The sequence below is a fragment of the Bacillus sp. OK048 genome (assembly GCF_900103525.1).
GTDB lineage: Bacteria > Bacillota > Bacilli > Bacillales > Cytobacillaceae > Neobacillus.
In genome coordinates, this window is record NZ_FNHN01000001.1 from 417,918 (window position 1) to 438,366 (window position 20,449).

Consider the following 20,449-nt stretch of genomic DNA (forward strand, 5'->3'; position numbering starts at 1 on the left):
TTCTTGTCCTCCTTGTATTTATTCGCTATATAAATACTTCTTTTCCCACTCTTTTATTTGATTAAGTTTAAAAAGTGACTGCCTTTCTTCCCAGGTACAGATCAAATTTAATAGATTTTCTTGTGAACCCTCTTCTTTTAAAATTCGTAAAGAATCCGTTATCCCTTTAATTGCCGAACGTAGTACTGTATTCGCACAAAGCATGATTTTAAATCCTAGGTCTTCTGCTTCTTTTAAGGAAATAAGCGGGGTCCTGCCGCCTTCTACCAGATTAATCACTTGTGGAATTCCTTTTAGTGAGTGTGTTATTTGCTGCAATTGATCAATAGTGGTCGGTGCTTCAACAAAAATAATGTCAGCACCAGCTTCTGAATAGGCATGGGCTCTATCTAATGCGTCCTCAATTCCATTAACAGCTAGAGCATCCGTACGAGCCATGATTGCCAAATTTTCATCATGTCTTGCATCTAATGCCGCTTTGATTTTCCCGACCATTTCTTCTTTTGAAATGACTTCTTTTCCACTGAAATGCCCGCATTTCTTTGGTGAGACTTGATCCTCCATTTGAATGGCTGCGACACCTGCTCGTTCAAACTCTCTAACCGTACGCAAAACATTAATGGCATTTCCGAATCCTGTATCACCATCAACTACGATCGGTTTTGTGGTAACCTCTGTCATTCTAGCAACAATATCAACTACTTCCTTCAACGAGGTCAGTCCGACATCTGCCCAACCTAATTGGGCATTCGATATACCTGCTCCCGTTGCATAAATAGCCTTAAATCCAATTTCCTCTATTAATCTAGCAGACATCGCATCATAAGCACCTGGTAAGATAAAGGAGCCTGGCTCGTTTATCAGGTTTTGAAAATCTCTCGTTTTACTCATAGTTTTAAGCTCCTAACATACTATTAGTTGATCCTTTTGGATCCTGTAATGCCATTGAATTGATATTTCCCCCTTAATATATTGGGGAATCTCTGACAGTGACTTAAGAGATTTACATTTTTCATCAACGGTTACTAACACTTCCGCACGAATTGATACACTACCTTTATTTATGGTAACGGCATACTGTCCAGCAGATGGTAGTGTGTAGTAAGGTAGAATGTTAATAGACTCACCGTCCCAATTACATTCATTCTCGTAGTATCTTCCTAGAAAATCTGGCAGCTCATCAACACGTCCATTCGAAATTCTTTCACGGATACATGTGGAACTGATTTTTTCGCCTCGGCATACAACTTTATCCACTTTTGTTACCTCGATGATTCCACTAGAATCACTTTTTAGACGTTCTAGATTCCCTGCTCCTTTAAACCCATATGAAAAATCAAAACCAGCTACTGCATGGATAACACCAAGATTGAGTAGGTATTTGGCAACATATTGTTCAGGCGATAATGCAGCAAATTCTTTCGTAAATTCAACAATGTAAACTATATCTACACCAAGTTCCTGGAGCCTTTTCTCTTTTTCGGAAAGGGGCATTAGATAGTCGACTTGGATTTTCCCATCTGATAAAACGGATTTCGGATGAGGAAAGAAACTCATAACAGCCACTGGAATATTTTTCGCCTTTGCAATCTTTATGGCTGTTTTTACCACTTCTTGATGTCCATTATGGAGACCGTCAAAAAATCCAAGGGCCATTACACATGGTTTTGCCTTCTCCTGCCATTGCGCCAAATTTTCCCAATTCAAATAAATTGTTTCCATACAGTCTCCTTTTCCTTTTGATCGATTATTTTGCATCACGCAAATAGATTAGTATCTTAGTGCATTTGATTCCAAACCAGCTAGTACTCGACCATAATTCTCTTTTGTGATCATTGGTGAAAGCGTTCTGTGTGAATATAAAGTCCAAAAATCACGGAAGATTCGTTGGAGTGGATGGCCTTCATAGACAAATCCAGATCCGCTGGCTAACATTAGAATATCGAGTGCTTCTTTACTCACCTGATTGGCATAGCCGATATCGGCTAACGCCTTTACCCGTGCATGAGGTTCCATGAATTTTCCACTCGCCGCCCACTTATCAAGTTCATCTGCAACCTGATAATAGTGCATGGAAGCGGTATCAATTTTCAACGCAGCATCTGCAAGTAAGGAATGCAGAGTAGATGAATCTTTTAAATATTCAACACCAATATGGGCAGCTTTCCGATTAGGGAGTACTTCTTGGAAGAATTCCAATGCTGCTTTTACGAGCCCAACCCCTGGTAATCCTAAAGACAATGCCAATGCCGGAAATAGGGCGGTATTATATAATGGGATATCACGGAAATGATCGGATTTAAACTGTCCATTCAATACTTCTGCAAACGATACAACTCGGTGATCTGGGATAAATACGTTTTTCATTTTGACACTGTTGCTACCAGTTCCTCTTAAACCCATCGTATGCCAGTCATCCATAATTTCTAACTCATCGAACGGCAGTGTCATTAATGCTTGGTCAACAAGCTTCCCTTCATCATCGGTGATGGCCATTCCAAAGTAGCCCCATGTGGCATGAAGTGAACCCGAGCAAAACATCCAGAATCCCTCTTCAATTAAATATCCGCCGTCTACTTTGCGGGCAATACATTTCCTTGGTTCATAAACCCCTGCGAAAAGAACATTATCTTCATTTTCACCAAAGATTTCCAAATGAGTTTTTTCAGTAAAAGATTCTGCTACCATAAGTTCGCGAATCGCACATAACGATAAGATCCAGCCTGTTGACGCACAACCACGTGAAATTTCAATAATAACATCGGAATACGTTCTCATACTTGTTTGATAGCCGCCATAAATTTGCGGGCGAAGTAACTTAAATAATCCTGCTTCTTTTAATTCATCCATTGTGGCTTCTGGAATTCTTCTTATTTCATCTGTTTCTTTCGCTCTGGCTCGTAAATTTGGGACCAGCAATTTAGCTTTTTCTACTAGAAAAGTGTCTCTTTCCGCAATTTTGGTCATGTATATAGTCTCCTTTTCAATTTATTAATGAACGGGTTTCTTTTTAGTTCTTAGTTAAATTTTAGAAAATTCAACTATTAATTGTAAGGGTAAAAATCATTCAATTTTCAGACATTTTCAGTTAACTTTTATTAGTTTTTTTCTTATAAATCTATTTAACTAGTTTTAGAACTAGAAAATAGTAAGGGAAAATATAAAAATCCTAAAGGACATGATCATACGAAGTAGTCCTCTAGGATGAAAAAATCATGAATGGATTAAATCCCTTTGTTGAACAAACCGCGCTGCATTTTCTCCAGCAATTTTTCCAAAAACAGATCCCGCCGTTAAACCTGCCCCTCCAGGATAGTTAAAGTAAAATAACCCGCCAACTAATTCCCCAGCCGCATACAAGCCTGGAATGGATTGTGACAAGATATTTTGAACTTCGGTATTACTGTTAATCTTTAGTCCTCCAAATGTAAAAGTAATTCCACAGGTAACTGCATAAGCTTCATATGGACCTTCATCCAAAGTATTCGCCCAATTTGATTTCCGTACTTCTATCCCCTCGGTAGAACGCCCATCTTTAACGGTTGGGTTAAACGGAATGTCCTTTTTAACTGCACTGTTATACTCTTTTATCGTTTGTAAAAAGCTTTCTGGATCTACACCTTCTAGTTTCTCAGCTAATTCTTCCAATGTATTAGCTTTAACCTTGGTAACATTCCTTGATTTATATTCTTCGCGTAACAAATGAGCTACTTTTTGATCGAAAATTTGCCAAGCAAATTGACCTGTCTGATCCAAAATCTTTCTGCCGTATTTGGCATAGGTGTAGTTGCGATAGTCAGCACCTTCATCAACAAACCGCTTTCCTTCTGCATTTACGAGTATCCCAAATGGATAACTTAACTTCTGGAAGCCTTCCGTAAAATCAGGTAAATATCGATCCCCACCAACGGAGTGGCAGCCAGACCAGTTTCCACTGGCCATTGCTCCAATATTTATAGCCATTTGTATACCCTCTCCAGTATTAAAGCGACTTCCTCTTGCATGGGCTAAATCCCATTTCGGTCCCAGATAGCGAGTCCGCATTTCGGGATTTGCATGAAAGCCTCCAGATGCAAGGATCACGGCCTTCGCATGGACTTCGGTCGTTTTACCATTATGCTTAAAAATAACTCCGTGAACACCAAGATCATCATGGATGAGTTCTGTCGCCATCGCATTAAATAAGACTTGAACGCCTAGATTTGCTGCTTCATCGTGCAGTGCCCCTACCAAACCAGGCCCGCCGCCAACCGATTCAACGATCATGCCACCCCAAAATTTGAACTTTCCATCCACCTTATAGGCTTGGCGGCCATAAATCGGAACCCACCTGACCTTATGGGTTTGAAGCCATTTGATGGTATCAAAACTTTCACTTGTTAGAATGGAAGCCAACTCTGGATCGGTCCGGTAATTGGTAATCCGGCACATGTCATTATAGAATTCTTCTTCGGTATACGCTCCAAAGTCAGACGTATCTATATCTTCTGGTGATAAATCGGGCATAATCACCTTTAAATCTTCAACACCGTTATAGGCAAATCGAATGGAACCATGGGTGTAGGTACTGTTTCCCCCTTTTTCTGTTTCTGGTGCTTTTTCTAGGACCATTACTCTAGCCCCATTTTCTCGTGCTGAAATCGCTGCGCACATCGCGGCATTCCCTGCCCCCACTATGACAACATCTGTATCATATTTCAAAATAGTTCCTCTCTTTCAGAAAATACTTTTAAAAAAGCCAACTCAAATTATTTTGAGTCAGCTGTATGGTCAAGCCTCAATCGTTGCTTTGTTCATTTCCTTATCCATTACCGAGTCGCCCCAATACGTGTTTGCTACTGAGTGGTCCTCCTCCGTCCATTCAACTGGCTCCCAATCTGGTTCAAAGATTAAATAAGAGCCACTGAACAATTCAACACGGCAGCCGCTGCCTGGGTCAATGACATATAAGTAGAATGCTTGTGAAACGCCGTGCTTTCCTGGTCCAATAAATTTAATACCCTCTTCACTTAAAATATCAGCTGCCCTTAAAATATCTTGGGCATTATCCAACCAGTAAGAAATATGGTGCAGCTGGTTTGGTGTTGCTGCCTGTGGTCTTGTAATAACAGCAATATCGTGAACGAGAGGAGTTACGCTCATCCAGCCCGCTAATGTGGTTTCCTTGTTGTATCTTACATATTCACGGAGCTTAAAGCCTAATTGTGCTCCCAAGAAATCAAGTATTTCCTGAACATCCATCGAAGTAGCAATGTTCACATGATCAAATCGCCTTGGTGAGCAGCCACGTCCCCATGACTTGTAGGTTTGATTTTTTAATAATGAGCGTCTCTTTTCATCTGCTTGTGGTTTTTCTACATCATAATAGATTTCAAATGAATGCTGACTCGGCAATTTAAAGCGAATGGCACGACCTTGCCCTGCTTCTACACCCGCTTCAATCCATTTTACTTCTGTTCCTACTTTTTCAAGTAATTGAGCAAATCCCTCTACATCTTCTGGTCGTTTCGTTCTCCAGCCAATATGGTCGACATACCCTCTATCACCTGCGGTTAATGAAAGCGAGTGATGTTCAAAATCACCCCAGGCACGTAGATAATAGGTACCATTTACTTCTTCTGTAACTTCTAAACCGATTACATCACGGAAAAACCAAAGTGATTTTTCTAAATCGGGGGTAACGAGGGCAACATGTCCTAGCTTCGCGATTTCTGGTAAAGACATTTTTCATTCCTCCTTAAAATTACGATTATTTTCAAATTTTATTTGCAAAGTAGTTCTGAATTAAATGATTAAAGCTTTCTTGTTTTTCGATTTGGGTCCAATGTCCACACTTACCATATACGTGGAGCTGGGCATTTGGCAGATGTGAAAGTAAGTAATAGCTGGAGTCAACCGAGCAAACCATATCATCACGACCATGAACAAGCAAAATCGGATGCTCAATTCTTCTAAGTGCTGTTACTGGTACGGGTACAGCAGCCGTTGCAAAAATAGAATCATTGGAGAGTTGTACTTCTGGTCTCATCGCTGTTTCATAACGATAATCGGTGATCGAGTCGATGATTGGCGCCATCGCTTCCGCATCGTATACAAACCAACTCATAATTTGACGTAATTTTTTTGGAGACGGATTATCGTAAAAGCCTTTTGCACGGGCAAGCTCTGGACTAAGTTTTGTATTTGGTGTTCCCCCTGGTCCCATTAGCACCACTTTATCAAAACGTTCTGGGTGTTCTAATAATAATTCAAGAGCAATGGAACATCCTAATGAATTTCCAACCAGATGCGCCTTTTGGATGTCTAGTTCATCAAGAAGTTCAATCAATTGATTAACCCATAAGTCCATCCATCCCTGGCGGTTCTTTGGCAGTGTTTCTGGGTGGCCGCTTTTTCCAAACCCAAGAAGATCGGGTGCAAGGCACTCATAAGTCTCGCTACATGCAGCTAAGGCATAACGCCAATTAGCAAAAGCAGTAACACCTGGTCCGGACCCATGTAAAAATAAAATTACTTCAGAATTTTCTTCACCGGCACGATTGAGATAGGTTTCGAAGTTCGTAGTTTTTATGGATTGTTCTATTACAGTTTTCATTTTTAGAAAATATCCTCCTTTTAAGTAAAGTGGTGGCTTGGTACTTTTGAAAACACTTACATTTCTATCGTAAAATTTATACCTTGAAGTAGGATGGGTATGTGTAAATTTTAGAAAATTCCGTCTTTACTTTCTAGGCTAAATCTATGTGAATTTTTAATATTTTTTAACTAGTTTTTATTGGTTTTTATGTTTGCTAGATATTTGTCTCTATTTCTCCTATATCTCAAGCTCTCCTAAGGCCAATAATGAATCTAAAATGAGCAATAACTGATAGCTTTGAGCTGGATCCCGCAAGTCCTTTTTCATTAATGCTTCTAATTTATTGATTCGATACATGAGACCGCTCATGGATAAGCATAGTTCATCCATGGTCTGTTGGAGCTTGCCGCCATTGGCTAAAAAAACATATAATGTTTTAATCAATTCGGTTTTCTTCGCGTCGCCTAATTGATATAAAGACCCTAGTTCTTGTTTGGCAATTTTTTTAATACCGCTGATATTTTTAGAACTGATTAATACACCAACAATCCCTAGTTCTTTAAAATCTATTACTTTTTTATCAGTGGATAATCTTAAGGCAATTAATGACTCGTCTAATGATTCCAGAATATTTTCAATGTCTAGCGTTTCGTCACTTACGCCAATTTTATATAGATAATGGGCATTCCTATTTTCCAAGTGTCTAATGATCTTCTCCAAATTGGTTACTAGATTTGTGGTTGCCGAAAATAGCATGACAATCCGACTATCATATTGACCAATTAATGCTTTAATTCCCTGGATATCCAAAAATTTTACGATCGTCTCCATGATTTGCTCGATGCTGTCTTTGCTATTTTCTTGTACCGTACTCTTTTCTTTAAAATCCAATGCAGCTAGATAGAATGGTGCTGCAAAATTAAAACCCATATAGCGTCCACGATTGATAATTTCATCTTTAGAAGAATATTGACCCTTTAAAATTTGTTCTAAAAAATAGCCTTTCATCTTTTCCAGTGCTTCAAAACTCGTCTTTTCATTTAATAGGTATAAAGAAGCTGCATTTGCTACCCGTTCAATAAACATAATTTCACTTTCAGCGCTTTTGGCAGTATCTTTTTTATAATGGAATGTGCAATATCCGATAACCTTTCTTTGAACGATGATAGGAGTGATTAGGCGTTCTTGATTAACCGTTTTTAATCTGGTTGTTTCATTAAAATGTGGCTGATTATGTGTGCTGTTACGATTCTTTCGTAATAAATTTTCTTTCAAATCTTGGTTAAGGTTAAGGTATTCCTCCTCTTCCAACCCTGCGTAAACAATCTTTTGAAAACTTAAATCCTCGATTGATATGGGAATACGTAATAATTTATAAGATGTATCAGTGATTTCCTGTAAATTACTTCCGTTCGATACACTTTCCGTTAGTTTTTTATGGAATTTCGAAACGGTTTCGATATAATTCCGCTGCTCGAGTAATTGCTCATACGTATATTCTAATTCTTCAATAATATTCGTTTCATGATAATATTTAAGCTCTTCTTGAATTTCAGGCCCCCAGGCTTCTTGTAGCCTCATTTCAAAACTACATTCAGCATCGCCTTTCGCGATACAAGTAATTTCTTTTACTATAATGTTTTTCTTACAAATCGTTGACATATATCCACTCGCATAGCCTGTTAATGTATGGCAAGTCGGAGTACTGGAAATCCCATGATGCTTTTTATGTTCATTCGCTTCAAAGGAGTCAATCCATTTGCCCTTTCCATGGATGGACTTTATCTGGTCTGCATCCTTCATCTCGATAAATCTTTCAGATTGAATATCTCCAATATGCCCAGTACTTAAATGGAGAATCGATGCTTGTTTGATCAGAAAATCAATATTGGTATTTGTTTGCATCGCTTCTACAGCGTCACTAACACCTAGATTCCAGCCATACCGAAGCAGGAACCCCTTTGCCCTTTTAAAACCTAAATTTTCAATTAATCCTTTTCGTAAAATACCAAAAGCTGAAGAAGTGGTTAATATTTTTTTATTCCCCTCTTCTTGGAAACCTTGTTCGATTGGCTTGGCTAGATTTTTTTCCATTCCATTACCTCACCCTTTGTATAAGCTTTCTTCTATAAAGAAGGCTCCTTACATGTGAGATACAAGGAGCCTCCAATTGCTTATAAATGGTTGTTATGCTTCAATTGTTGGATTATTCTCTGGGATAGTATCTGTTTGATCACCCCAGAATGTAAAGCCAACATCCATTTCATCCAGGGTCCATACAATTGGTTCCCAATCAGGTTCAAAGATTAAATAACCATTAGTGAATATTTCCAGGCGCACTCCACTTCCTGGATCGACAACGTATAAATACATTGCTTGAGAGATACCATGTTTACCAGGACCTTTAAACTTAAACCCATGTTCCGTTAAAATGTCTGCGGCACGAAGCAGATCTTGGGCATTATCTAGCCAATAAGACAAATGGTGAATTTGATGAGTTGATGGTGAGAATGGATCATGACTTACTGCGATATCATGAACCAATGGTGTAACGCTTAACCAGGCACCAATTAAAGAGTCATCAGGTGCTTTCACACATTCTCTCATTTTGAAACCAAGTTTTTCCATTAGGAAATCAGAAATTTCATTTGCCTTTAAAGATGAAAGAATGTTTACATGGTCAATTCTCCTTGGCGAAACTCCTCGAGCCCAAGACTTATAGGTTTGATTCTTTAACACAGATCGCTTTGATGGTTCAGCTAATGTTTTTTCCATGTCATAGTAAATTTCAAAGCGATGCTCACTTGGTAATTTGAAGCGAATCGCTCTACCTTGGCCAGCTTCCACACCTGCTTCCACCCACCTCACTTCTGTACCTGCTTCTTCTAGTAAACGGGCAAATTGTTCTACATCCTCCGGGCGCTTTGTTCGCCAGGCAATATGATCTACATAAGACTTTTCACCAGCGGTAATTGAAAGTGTATGATGCTCAAAGTCTCCCCAAGCACGTAAATAATGTGTGCCATCAACTACTTCAGTTTCTTCTAACCCGATTAATTCCTTAAAAAACCACAGTGATTTTTCTAGATCAGCAGAAACTAATGCCACATGTCCTAACTTTGCAAGCTCTGGTAAATTCATATTTATTCCTCCTACTCATTTTTCGTAATTTTAAAATAACGGAAAGCCCTTTCATTCCAAATCAAACAAAATAAGTATTTGGTTCCTGGCCACACAATACTCTTCCATAGGTCTCAATTAAACTTGATGGAGTGATGAAACCATGTAAATGCATCGCGAAAAAGTCACGATAGACTAATTGAATAGGATTTTTATTGTAGGCAAAGACTGAACCTACCCCAGCTACTAATAGGTCAATCGCTTCTTTACATAGTTGATTCACATAACCAAAGTCTGCTTTTACTTTTACAATTTCAGCTGTATCCATTACCTCACCGCGTGCAGCGTATCCGTCAATTTTGTCAACAGCACGATATAAATGCAGTTCAGCGGAATCAATTTTAAGTTGTGCTTGAGCTACCTGGTGATGGGTGATCGGAGCTTCACCTTGTTTTTGATAGAAGGTGTTGCCAATTCCCGCTTTCGGCAGCCTTTCCATATAGAGATCCATTGCTGCCTGTGCCAAACCTAATGCAGGACCTACGATCGATAGCGTTAAAGAAGGAACAAAAGAAGAGCGATATAAGGCAACATCTTTGAGTGGATCGATTAAGTAATGACCCTTACTTGCTAACCGGTCCAATGACACCCGGTGTTCCGGAACAAAAACATTCCGAACTCTACAGCTGTTACTGCCAGATCCCTTTAACCCCATTACATTCCAGTCGTCTAATACTTCAAGCTCCTCCTGTGGAATGACCATAATCGCCATTTCCATTCCGCCATCTTCATTTACTAATGGAAAACCAAAGTAACACCAGTCTGCGTGTGGGCTCCCGGAAACAAACGGCCATTGGGCTTCCTCAATATAATAGCCGCCGTCAACCTTTTTGATATCACATTTAATTGGCTTGAAATTCCCAGCCAAAACAACATCTTTATCAGTATTGTAAATTTCATTTAGAGCTTTTTCGCCAAATGTGTAAGAAATCATATAATCACGAATATTACTAAGACATACAAACCAGCCTGCCGACCCATTCCCTCGTGATATTTCGGTAACCACTTCCGTAAATGCTCTCATATTTGTTTGGTAGCCTCCAAACATAAGAGGTCTTAATACTTTCAAAAGACCTTGATTTTTTAAATCCTCAACAATTTCATCTGGAATTCTACTATTCTTATCTATGTCTTCACTATACTCTCTAAGTTTAGGAATTAGCGCCCTAGCTCTTTCCACCAATACATTTTTTGTTTCCAATACACTTTGTTCCATATCATTACCTCCTGCCATCATAGTGGCTAAACTTTGGTCTTACACCATTTTAGTTATACATAGGGTGATTGGAATCTACTGCTTGGGACACTCTTACTGCTTCGGCAACACGAAGTAAATGTCTTTCCATTAGATTTTTTGCCAATTTAGAGTCTTTTTCTTTTAATGTATAGTAAATCATCCAATGCTCTGCTTGCGATTGTTTTCGTCTATCCTTTGAAAACAGTACAGATGGTTTGCCAACATAATTCAAGTAATCCCAGAGCTGTTTGGCAAGACTTAATGCATAGGTTAATTTAGCTGCTTCATAAATAGTCCGATGAAACTCAATATTAAGTGAGGAATATTCATCCACAGATATATCAGGATTATCCATCGTCGTTAGGATTTCTTTCATATATGTAAGTTCTTCTTCGTTGAGTTTTTCTACTGCATGCTCCGTCATTAAGGCATCTAGATTGGCACAAACCAATAAACGTTCTATCACGTCAGCTTGCTCCGGCCTTTTAACAAATACCCCAACTTGAGGAATAATTTCAAGAAAACCTTCTTGTTCAAGCTTAGCTAATGCCTTGTGTACCGGGGTTCTGCTAATGTTCAAATGCGCTGTGACTTCATTGACATTGATAGCTGTTTCTGGTTCCCAAGTACCATCGATAATATGTGTTTTAATATAACGATAGGCTAAATCTATTTTCAATTTCATACACCCTCGATTCTCTTATTGTTATCTTTCCCTCGAACAAACATAAGGGAATCAACGGTATAGGAACAAGATGGATAATCTTATAATTCACCGTTGAAAAAGTCTGATGTTAGTTTAATAAATCTTTCCTTTTGCTCCACTTGTGCCCAATGTCCACACCGTTTGAAAATATGAAGCTGTGCATTTGGCAAATAATCCATTACATAAAGGCTGCTTTGCAGCGGTACAAATCGATCTTGATGTCCATGAATAAGTAAAATTTCTTGATCCATTTGCTTAAGGGCAGAAGGAGGCACAAGCATATCTGACAATTGTGATTTTGCGAAGTTTTCCTCATAAGATTTGCGAACATCCGGTCTTAAGAATAGCTCTAAACGTTCAGCAACGATTTTCTCGAGTTTATCCTCAAGAATACTTTTATCGTATAGGAACCAGCTTAGTAAATTTTTAAATGCCACTGGATCTGGATCTTTATGGAAGTTTGCTAATTTAGCAAGTTCTGGGGTTGGTTCAGTTAAACCACCTCCGGCTCCCATCAATACCACTCGGTTGAATCTTTCTGGAGCATACATCATGAGGTGAAGTGCTATAACACCGCCAAGGGAGTTTCCAACTAAATGTGCTTTCCCAATCTCTAACGCATCCATAAGCTCAATTACTTGTTTTACCCTTATGTTCATCCATTCCGCCCCGTTTTTCGGGTAATTTTCTGGATGATCTGTATTTCCAAATCCGAAAATATCTGGAGCCACTACGTGAAACTTTCCCTGAAAATGAGGAAGAATCTCCCGCCAATTTGACTGCGCACTTACCCCTGGTCCGCTTCCATGTAGAAATATAATGGTTTCAGAGGCAGGATCACCACCTTGATTAATAAATGTTTGATAGTTTCCAGTTTGTATCTTCCGAGTTACAACTCCTGTCATTCCTAAAAACCTCACTTTATAAAATAAAATTAAAAAGCATGCTTTTTCCCTTACTAAAATTTCAGTTTCATATTATCACTTTAACAATAGTGTAAATACCATTAAAAAAGCGCTTTCATTAACTAACTATAATTTTACTTACAGCATTCCCATTTGTCAATGAATTCAAAATATTTTTTGATTTCAGATTTCATCTCCTAAAAAACCTACTACAAAAAGAAAAGGATGTTACAAGAATTCTTCTGTAACACCCCCTTATTATTTAATGATTTAAAGTTGCCTCGATACCTTTTGTTGGTTTCTTTACAGCGATTGCCCAAATTACAGCTAGGACTACTAAGCCACTTGCACTGACAGCCAATGGGAACCTGCCGATATCTTGGTTAAAAGTATTTTGGACAATTTGAAATCCAAATGGACCTAAGATGCCGCCTAATCCTTGACCAACCACTACTAAACCAAATGCTGGCGGAGCGCCTGCAGGAGTTAGTTCAGAAACCTTCGTAAATACCCCTGGAAGTCCAATTCCCATCGCAAACCCACCGATAATACTACCAACAAAAATCATCGTTAACGTTGGTGAGAAATAACAGATAGCCATCCCTATTCCTGTTACTAAAACACCCACAGGTAGATAATAGGTCGGAAGTGCATGTTTGATTTTTCCAAATAAGAATCCTGCAATCAGAGTACCAAAGGTAAACACTGAGATAGCCATTCCAGCTTCTGTAGCATTACCTAACTGATCGCCCTGAATGACAACAGAAATATTTGTTACATAACCAAAAATCAACCCAGAATAAAATACTTGCCCTAAGCATACCCAATAAATTGCTTTTGGGAATTTTACCTTTACGTTAGCATGGGCAGCTTCTGGTACCTGCTTTTTTTCAGGTTCAGGTAAATATAGGAGTGTTATCACTAAAATCCAAATTGGGAAAAGGTAGGTTAAGAAGCCATACTGCCAGCCAAAGGAATCTGCTAAAATCCCACCACCTAATTGGAAGAAAATCGCCCCAATACATGCTACAGTAGAAGTCCCAAAACCAATCAAGAAGTCTCTTTCTCTACCATCAAAGAAATCTGTGATGACATCCACCGATAATGGCATTGTAATTCCAACTCCAAGACCTAAAAGGCCTCTCAACGCAATAATAAGTGGAAGACTGTCAATAAAAGTAGGAAGCGTTCCACCTATAATGAATAAGGTCAAGCCTACGAACAGGAGCGTTTTCTTCTTAAATACCTTTGTAAGCTTTCCATAAAAGAGTGCAGGGATGATTTGTATTAGACCTGGAAAAGTCGCCACCAACATGACAATTGTCGGATCGTAGTCTGGAAATGCCTTAATAATGTCAGCCATTATCGATCCTGCTACACCAGCAGCAACATCTTGGAATGCTAAAATGACGACCAAAAATTTAAGCATGTTTTTACTGATATTTTTTGCCATTTTTTATCCTCCCCTGGTTTTGGTTTATCCATCTTTACATGAAACTTCCTTTGTAAAAAGAAGCCCATTGAAACCGTTTTCATTTTAAAAAGAATAATACCTCCGCTGCTATTGTGGCCATCAATAACAACCTCCTAAAATTTAAGGTTACTAAACCTAAAATTTTAATCTTCTATTTTTTACGTTTTTACCGGTTCAAATCGTAAAAAATGCGTAATCCATTGCTAACTGTAATTTTACAGACGTGAAATATACTTGTCAATATTTTCATAATATTTAATATATTCTGGACAATTACTTACAGATTATCCTTATAAAACTAAAAAACTCGCGAAAATTTCAACGTTTTTTAGTTAATTTTTTTCTAATTTTCATCTTATTTTTCCTTACAATAGCTCCCTACTATTGCGTACCGCCTAAAATTTCACTTCTACGAAATTATGTAACCGCCTACATTATTATTGTTCAAAAACATTTAAAGAATTTAAAGTAATTTCATTTAAAATATTTGAAAATATGTTATATTCTAATAAATAAAAAAGGAGTGAGAAAATGAATTCACTAATACAGCGTGCCTATAATTTTAATGCTGGTCCATCCGCCCTTCCGCTTGATGTTCTTGAAAAGGCCAAAGAGGAACTTGTTGATTTTCGAGGCACAGGTATGTCTGTCATGGAGCTTAGTCACCGGAGTGCAGCCTATGAAGAGGTACATAATCATGCGATTGCTCTTCTAAAAGAATTATTATTGATCCCAGACAATTATGAAGTCCTCTTTTTGCAAGGTGGCGGAAGTCTACAATTTTCAATGGTCCCCATGAACTTTTTAAAGCCTGGAGAAAAAGCGGGTTATATTATGACAGGTTCTTGGTCAGAAAAAGCTTTTTCCGAGGCAAAATTATTCGGGGCTCCTTATCATGTTGCGAGTACGAAAGAGGGTCAATATCGTCGGATCCCACAATTTGATGAATTATTCTATAATTCTACAGATGCCTATATTCATTTAACATCTAATAACACCATTTACGGCACTCAGTGGAAGGACTTTCCAAATACTGGAGATATACCTTTAATTGCAGATATGTCTAGTGATATCTTATCCAAGCCATTTGATGTCAGCAAATTTTCATTAATTTACGCTGGAGCCCAAAAAAATCTTGGCCCTTCCGGTGTTACGGTGGCAATTATTCGTAAAGATTTAATTGAAAAAGCCAACCCTAACATTCCAACAATGTTAAAATATAGTACCCATTCCAAAAACAACTCTTTATATAACACACCTCCGACATTTGGAATCTATATGCTTGGTGAAGTGTTAAGCTGGATAAAAGACTTAGGCGGGATAAATGCACTAACCAAACGGAATGAACAAAAAGCTCAAGTTATTTATGACGCCATCGACCAAAGCAATGGATTTTATGTTGGCCATGCTGAAGTTGACAGCCGTTCTCTGATGAACATCACTTTCCGGGTAAATGATGAAGAATTGGAGAAAAAATTATTAGCAGAAGCAAAAAAGGAAGGGTTTGTCGGTGTAAACGGTCATCGTTCTGTTGGAGGCTGCCGAGCATCTACCTATAATGCTGTTCCATACGAAACGTGTAAGGCATTCAGCGAATTCATGACTCAATTTCAAACTGTTAATCAATAAATATTAAAAGGAAATATATGATATTTATATATTTCCTTTTTTTATTTTTCGAAATAGACGATATCCCTTTCTAACACCGTTAACGATAAAGTAAGGAATCCTTGGGTGATACTTATATAGAAATGGCAGGTAAATTTTGTAATAGGCTGTTTTCAGATCATCCCACTTACGGCAGTTACCTTGCTTATAAAAATCTGAAACATCGACGATATACCCTCTTCCATTGCTCATCACCACATTTTTCCCATGGACATCAAACGGGTTAAGCCCCACTGACCGAGCATAAGCGATCCCCTCATCCACATCCTTAATCACAGATTCTGGTATAGGTATCCCCTTAACAGCTGCGTCAAATAGGTTAATTCCATCTATCCTCTTTAAAATCAAATAATTATCTCCATGGTCAATGAGTGAGGAAAAGGATTCGTGATTGCCCAATTTCTTATAAACTTCTACTTCCCTTTTTAATTCCTCAGGTTTTCTTCCATATACCTTTACAACCCACTTAGGATTGGATTGATGTAGGAAGACACCTGCATAATTCCCACTACCAATTGTCTTCCAAGTATTTGAGATATTTTTCACAATAATTGGATCAAAGGGTCCTTCTGTTTTTAGGTTGATATTGGGTAATAATTCGTTACCAATTAATCTTATATATTTCTCTATTTTCATGTTCACACACCTCTGAACGAAACGAATGAAGTCACTCTATATTTAAGTATACATTCGATATACAATTAGAGTAGATAAAATATTCTCTATTTTTCAAAAAAGTTCATCTATATATTTTTTACTTTAAAAGAGGTTTTAAGACCAGAAAGGAAAAAACCAGGGGTAATAATTCTCCTGGTTTTGCCAATTCTTAAAAAAAAGAAAAAACTAGGAAGTAAAGACTTCCTAGTATGTTTATTCCTCTTCGACTCCGAGTAAGAAATCTGGATTTAACTCCTCGAATTCCTCGTCGTCAACATCCAATCCCCAATCATCGTCATTGTCCTTGCAACCGTGTGGATTAATGGCGACACAAACTTTCGTTTCACCAATGACTTCCACTAGGAATTCCCTTTCAACATGGACAATGATCCGATTTCCATTAGGGGAGATAACTGCTTCACAACAATTAGGCTGCTGCAGGACGCGAGCACAAATTTCATTGTCATCCAAGCAATCATTGTCACGATACTTTAACTTAATGACATCACAGTATTGGACCTTTTCGGTAACAACTTCTGTTCTGGTATTGTCATTAAATGAATACCAAACGTTGATGTCATACGAGCCGTGTATCTCTACAGTTTTGCCGACTTTTTTCGCGTTGTATTTATGGTTGATAATCCAACATCCAAGAATGCTTGTTGGACTATGTGCCGGGCTAATCGTATGATTGGACTGGGTGAATTTACGCCCTTTCGCTACTACGGCCTTCGTAATTATCTCTCTGTATTCTCCCATTTCGCGCGAACCCTCCTCATTCATTTTCATTTCATCCTATGCTAGATTTTTGACTAGTGTGAGAAATATTTCTGTGAATACTGGATAAAAGTTTAGTCATAATTCATTTTATGCGGGAGTTTAAGGTAGGTTCCAATTAGGCAAGTACTTTAAGTGGAGAAGGATTATTAAAAAAGGACAAAAAAAGTCGGGCTTTTTAAAAGCCCGACTCCCGTTACTTAATGTTCGTGATTGTGATCATGGTCATGATCATGATTTCCACATGACCCGCCATTTTGTAGACTTGCTCCTGTTTCTCCGCGTAAAACATCTCCGCCAGTTGATTCAATAATCACATCTGTTACCTTATTAGAGATTGTAGTCGCAATTAACTGGAGTAATTCATTTACTTCAATTTGAGACTGTTTAAATTCTTGAACAACTGGAATGTCATCCAGTTCCTGTTCGATAGAAGCAATTTTAGCTTCCACTTTTTTCAATGCCTCTGGTTTTCCGTAATGTTGTAAATTAACAGCTTGCTTTTGCAATCCCTTAATATCTGAAATTAACGTACTGACCTTTGGATTGACGTGAATTTGTGCTTCCGCACGTTTGAAGAAATCAACTTCCTCAGTATCTGCTATCATATGTGCTAATTCTTGAGCCCGAGTGATGATGTCGTTTTTTGTGTATTTAGCCAACTTACTTCACCTCTACTGTTTCTATTTCTTCCACCATTTCTCCGTTTAATGACCATGTTTTTGCGTCAGTAATTCTCACCTTTACAATCTTACCAATAGCAGATTTAGGTGCGACAAAATTTACAAGCTTGCTCCTAGATGTGTATCCTGCAAGGACATCAGGATTGTTCTTGCTTTCCCCTTCAACAAGAACGTCTACAATTTGACCTTTATGCCTTTTCATTGCTACAGCTGAAAGCTCGTTAACTAACGCATTTAAACGCTGTAAACGTTCCTTCTTTACCTCCATTGGAACATTATCCTGCATTTTTGCCGCTGGTGTACCTTCTCGAGGTGAATAGATATACGTATATGCAAGTTCAAAGCCCACTTCTCGATATAACGATAATGTTTCTTCAAATTGTTCATCCGTTTCATTCGGGTAACCAACGATAATATCAGTGGTGAATGCAACGCTTGGAATAGCTGCTTTAATTTTGCGTACCAGCTCTAAATACTGTTCTCTCGTGTATTTACGAGCCATAATTTTTAATACATCAGTAGAACCGGATTGAACAGGTAGGTGGATATGATCCATTAAGTTTCCGCCTTTTGCAAGGACCTCAATCAAGTGATCATCAAAATCACGTGGATGACTTGTCATAAAACGAATACGAGGAATATCAATCTTCTGTAATTCTTCAAATAGGTTTCCAAGACCATAGTTCAATCCCTCTAGATCTTTTCCATATGCATTTACGTTTTGGCCTAATAGAGTGACCTCTTGGTATCCTTGTGCTGCTAAATGACGCACTTCTTGGATAATCTCTTCAGGGCGACGGCTTCGTTCTTTACCACGTGTAAACGGAACAATACAATAGGTACAGAACTTATCACAACCGTACATGATATTAACCCATGCCTTAATATTGCCGCGTCGTACTCTTGGAAGGTTTTCAATGACGTCACCTTCTTTAGACCACACTTCAACAACCATTTCTTTCGACATGTATGCTTCATGTAAAATATTTGGCAGGCGATGAATGTTATGCGTACCAAAAATCATATCAACCTGATTATAGGTTTTAAGAATCTTATTAACTACAGATTCCTCCTGTGACATACAACCACAAACACCTAATAATAAATCTGGCTTTTCCAACTTCAAATGCTTTAAATGTCCTAGTTCACCGAACACTTTATTTTCTGCATTCTCACGGATTGCACATGTATTTAGTAGAATAACATTGGCATCCTCTGTGGAATCTGTTGGCTCATATCCTAATGCCAAAAAGATCCCTGCCATCACCTCGGTATCATGTTCATTCATTTGACATCCATAGGTACGAATATAGAATTTACGTCCTTCTCCCATGTTGCGAAATTCTTCTGGAATAGAGAAATCGTTATGATACTTCACTTCTTCTTTACCGCGTTTTTTAGCATCCTTTAAAGAAGGTGCTGTAATGACTTGCTCAAAGTACTTGCTGTAATCCTTGGCGGATTTTTTGTCCGAAGAATTAGCAGTTTCGATTTGTTGAGCTTCTAAACGTTGTTTTTCATTCATCCGTAAAAAATCTCCTTTCGAACAATTAGAAAATTTGACTATGAATATTTTTAAAGGTAATTTTTCCCTTGTACTAGTGTATAAGAAACCGCCTGACACACATCCGCACATTATTATAGTATAAAGGTTAATAGGTTTGAAAACAATAGAAAATCCCGTAGCAGACGACTACGGGATTTTTGCGATACCTATTACATAAATTCATTAACTAATTTATCAAAGTATTCTTGATCAAGGTCTAATTCAGCTTCTGCCAAAGGAGTTTCAGAGAATCCAGAAATTAATTCTTGGTAAGACTTACGCTCTGTATTTTGATAAATCAGACCAGTAACAAGGCCATTATGTTTCATTAACGTTTGCATGGCATCTTCGCGGTTTGAAGGATCATATCCTTCAATATCACTTAACTTTGTAAGATTTTCTTTAAACCAGTCATAGGTATTTACTTTGTTATACGTTACACAAGGGCTGTAAACGTTTATTAGAGAGAATCCTTTATGTTTAATACCTGCTTCAATTAAAGCAGTTAAATCTTTTAAATCTGTTGAGAAGCTTTGGGCTACAAATGTTGCCCCTGCAGTCAACGCCATTTCCATCGGTGAAATGGCTTGTTCAACCGAACCCATTGGAGTTGATTTCGTTTTAAATCCTACAGCTGAACGCGGAGACGTTTGTCCCTTTGTCAATCCATAAATTTGGTTATCCATTACAACGTAAGTAATGTCAATATTTCTGCGAATAGCATGAATGGTATGCCCCATACCAATTGCAAAACCGTCTCCATCACCGCCTGAAGCGATAACTGTTAAATCACGGTTTGCCATTTTTACACCTTGGGCGATTGGTAATGAACGTCCATGAATTCCATGGAAACCATATGAATTAATGTATCCAGAGATACGACCAGAACATCCGATACCAGAAATAACAGCTAAATTTTCAGGCTCTAGACCTACATTTGCTGCTGCACGTTGCATTGCCGCTTGTACAGAGAAGTCGCCACAGCCAGGGCACCAGTTCGGTTTTACATTATTTCTAAAATCTTTAAAAGTGGCCATGT

18 protein-coding genes are annotated in these 20,449 nt (G+C 38.2%); 1 reads left to right on the forward strand and 17 read right to left on the reverse strand.

The window, feature by feature from the left end; genetic code table 11:
• Positions 1–18: 18 nt before the first annotated feature.
• From BLR86_RS02010 to BLR86_RS02065, 12 genes are all read right to left on the reverse strand, one after another.
• Positions 19–891, reverse strand: a complete 873-nt coding sequence (locus BLR86_RS02010) for an isocitrate lyase/PEP mutase family protein (RefSeq protein WP_090757963.1) — start codon at positions 889–891, stop codon at positions 19–21.
• 12 nt (positions 892–903) lie between these two features.
• Positions 904–1,722 carry an FAD synthetase family protein gene (locus BLR86_RS02015; protein WP_090757964.1) on the reverse strand — a complete coding sequence of 273 codons (819 nt, stop codon included), beginning with the start codon at positions 1,720–1,722 and terminating at the stop codon, positions 904–906.
• Positions 1,723–1,770: 48 nt separating this feature from the next.
• Positions 1,771–2,967: an acyl-CoA dehydrogenase family protein gene (locus BLR86_RS02020; protein ID WP_090757965.1), complete on the reverse strand. Its 1,197-nt coding sequence runs from the start codon at positions 2,965–2,967 to the stop codon at positions 1,771–1,773.
• 246 nt (positions 2,968–3,213) lie between these two features.
• Positions 3,214–4,701, reverse strand: a complete 1,488-nt coding sequence (gene tcuA, locus BLR86_RS02025) for an FAD-dependent tricarballylate dehydrogenase TcuA (protein WP_090757966.1) — start codon at positions 4,699–4,701, stop codon at positions 3,214–3,216.
• A 69-nt stretch (positions 4,702–4,770) separates the two neighbouring features.
• Positions 4,771–5,724, reverse strand: a complete 954-nt coding sequence (locus tag BLR86_RS02030) for a VOC family protein (protein ID WP_090757967.1) — start codon at positions 5,722–5,724, stop codon at positions 4,771–4,773.
• A gap of 31 nt (positions 5,725–5,755) precedes the next feature.
• Positions 5,756–6,595 (reverse strand): alpha/beta fold hydrolase, encoded by an 840-nt coding sequence (locus BLR86_RS02035; RefSeq protein WP_090757968.1) that lies wholly within the window; start codon positions 6,593–6,595, stop codon positions 5,756–5,758.
• A 219-nt stretch (positions 6,596–6,814) separates the two neighbouring features.
• Entirely contained in the window at positions 6,815–8,671 is a 1,857-nt protein-coding gene (locus BLR86_RS02040; protein ID WP_090757969.1) for a XylR N-terminal domain-containing protein, read from the reverse strand.
• Positions 8,672–8,764: 93 nt separating this feature from the next.
• Positions 8,765–9,718: a VOC family protein gene (locus BLR86_RS02045; protein ID WP_090757970.1), complete on the reverse strand. Its 954-nt coding sequence runs from the start codon at positions 9,716–9,718 to the stop codon at positions 8,765–8,767.
• A 61-nt stretch (positions 9,719–9,779) separates the two neighbouring features.
• The gene (locus BLR86_RS02050; RefSeq protein ID WP_090757971.1) at positions 9,780–10,973 is read right to left on the reverse strand and encodes an acyl-CoA dehydrogenase family protein; all 1,194 of its coding nucleotides are present in this window, start codon (positions 10,971–10,973) and stop codon (positions 9,780–9,782) included.
• A gap of 49 nt (positions 10,974–11,022) precedes the next feature.
• A complete protein-coding gene (locus tag BLR86_RS02055; protein WP_175492763.1) occupies positions 11,023–11,673 on the reverse strand; it encodes a GntR family transcriptional regulator in 651 nt (216 codons plus the stop codon).
• A gap of 86 nt (positions 11,674–11,759) precedes the next feature.
• Positions 11,760–12,605 carry an alpha/beta fold hydrolase gene (locus BLR86_RS02060; RefSeq protein WP_090757973.1) on the reverse strand — a complete coding sequence of 282 codons (846 nt, stop codon included), beginning with the start codon at positions 12,603–12,605 and terminating at the stop codon, positions 11,760–11,762.
• Between the two features lie 262 nt (positions 12,606–12,867).
• Positions 12,868–14,058 (reverse strand): MFS transporter, encoded by a 1,191-nt coding sequence (locus BLR86_RS02065; protein ID WP_090757974.1) that lies wholly within the window; start codon positions 14,056–14,058, stop codon positions 12,868–12,870.
• A gap of 552 nt (positions 14,059–14,610) precedes the next feature.
• Between BLR86_RS02065 and serC the strand changes: the two genes are divergently transcribed.
• Complete coding sequence (gene serC, locus BLR86_RS02070; protein WP_090757975.1) at positions 14,611–15,708, forward strand: 3-phosphoserine/phosphohydroxythreonine transaminase; 1,098 nt, start codon at positions 14,611–14,613, stop codon at positions 15,706–15,708.
• Between the two features lie 24 nt (positions 15,709–15,732).
• Here serC and BLR86_RS02075 read toward each other — a convergent pair whose 3' ends face one another.
• The 5 genes from BLR86_RS02075 to BLR86_RS02095 form a co-directional block, all read right to left on the reverse strand.
• Entirely contained in the window at positions 15,733–16,383 is a 651-nt protein-coding gene (locus tag BLR86_RS02075; protein ID WP_175492764.1) for a protein kinase family protein, read from the reverse strand.
• A 234-nt stretch (positions 16,384–16,617) separates the two neighbouring features.
• Entirely contained in the window at positions 16,618–17,163 is a 546-nt protein-coding gene (locus tag BLR86_RS02080; protein ID WP_090758247.1) for an outer spore coat protein CotE, read from the reverse strand.
• Between the two features lie 218 nt (positions 17,164–17,381).
• Positions 17,382–17,843: a YlbF/YmcA family competence regulator gene (locus BLR86_RS02085; protein ID WP_090757977.1), complete on the reverse strand. Its 462-nt coding sequence runs from the start codon at positions 17,841–17,843 to the stop codon at positions 17,382–17,384.
• A gap of 1 nt (position 17,844) precedes the next feature.
• On the reverse strand, positions 17,845–19,389 hold the full coding sequence (miaB, locus tag BLR86_RS02090) for a tRNA (N6-isopentenyl adenosine(37)-C2)-methylthiotransferase MiaB (RefSeq protein ID WP_090757978.1): 1,545 nt from the start codon (positions 19,387–19,389) through the stop codon (positions 17,845–17,847).
• A 191-nt stretch (positions 19,390–19,580) separates the two neighbouring features.
• A complete protein-coding gene (locus tag BLR86_RS02095) occupies positions 19,581–20,447 on the reverse strand; it encodes a 2-oxoacid:ferredoxin oxidoreductase subunit beta (RefSeq protein WP_090757979.1) in 867 nt (288 codons plus the stop codon).
• Positions 20,448–20,449 lie beyond the last annotated feature (2 nt).